General features: G+C 57.6%; 2 protein-coding genes. One reads left to right on the top strand and one right to left on the bottom strand.

The annotated features are described in order from the left end of the window. On the top strand, positions 1-211 hold a 211-nt coding region (locus A3730_RS30835), incomplete at its 5' end, for an alpha/beta fold hydrolase (RefSeq protein WP_197477216.1). A gap of 5 nt (positions 212-216) precedes the next feature. On the opposite strand, the gene A3730_RS01500 is transcribed toward A3730_RS30835, so the two are convergent. After that, positions 217-828 (bottom strand): peptidoglycan binding protein CsiV (locus tag A3730_RS01500; protein ID WP_231883802.1); only part of this gene is annotated, 612 nt, incomplete at its 5' end.

The raw sequence follows: 828 nt of genomic DNA on the forward strand, positions 1-828 counted from the left end.
GGTGGATCTCAAGCAGATTACCGTGCCGATCCTGCAGTGGCACGGTGAAACCGATGGCATTATTTCCATTGATGGGGCGCGTCACCTTGCCGCAGATTTACCGAACGTGCAGTTTCGCAGTTTCCCCGAACAGGGGCACTTTATGATCTACGAACTGTGGCAGGATTTTTTGACCGAGCTGCTGGAACTGGATGCTCCTGCGTCGGCCTGAGGTGTTCAGGCCCGCGTAATGCGGACCAGCATGCCGAACAGGGCATGGTCGAAATAGTACACCTGGTGGCCCGCAAGGCGTCGCTTCTCGTCAATGTCCACGTACAGGCGCTCGCCGTTACTTTCCGTGTTAAACCAGATCTGTGGTGTCACATGGAGGTAGCGGGATTTGCTGAACTGCAGGGTGCCTTCCAATTCCGGTATTTCACCGTCTGCCGTGGGCAGTGTCTGCCCGCCGCGCACATAGACCGGCAAGGTCTTCGCCTTGCTGCCGATGGGCTGCTCCCAGGCGGCATGATACAGCTCGCGGTAGTCGCCGGTGCCTTCCATGCGTTCCAGCATATAGCGAAGCACTTCGTCATCCTGGGACAACGGTTGCCAGGCGCCCCGGGCAATGGCATCCGGGTCGGCCATCTCGCTGGCTTCCGGTTGGCCAATGGGCACGGCCTGTGAGGCATAGTGAGGCTGCAGACCGGTGGCCCAGATTTCTTCACTGCTGGCGTTGTTTTGAGCAAACACCAGCACTTCCACTTTGTACCAGCTTTGTGCGATGGCGGTGTTGCCAAACAGGACCAGAACAACCAACAGTAAAGCGCGATGCATTGAACACTCCTTGTT

The organism is Alcanivorax sp. HI0044 (assembly GCF_001634945.1).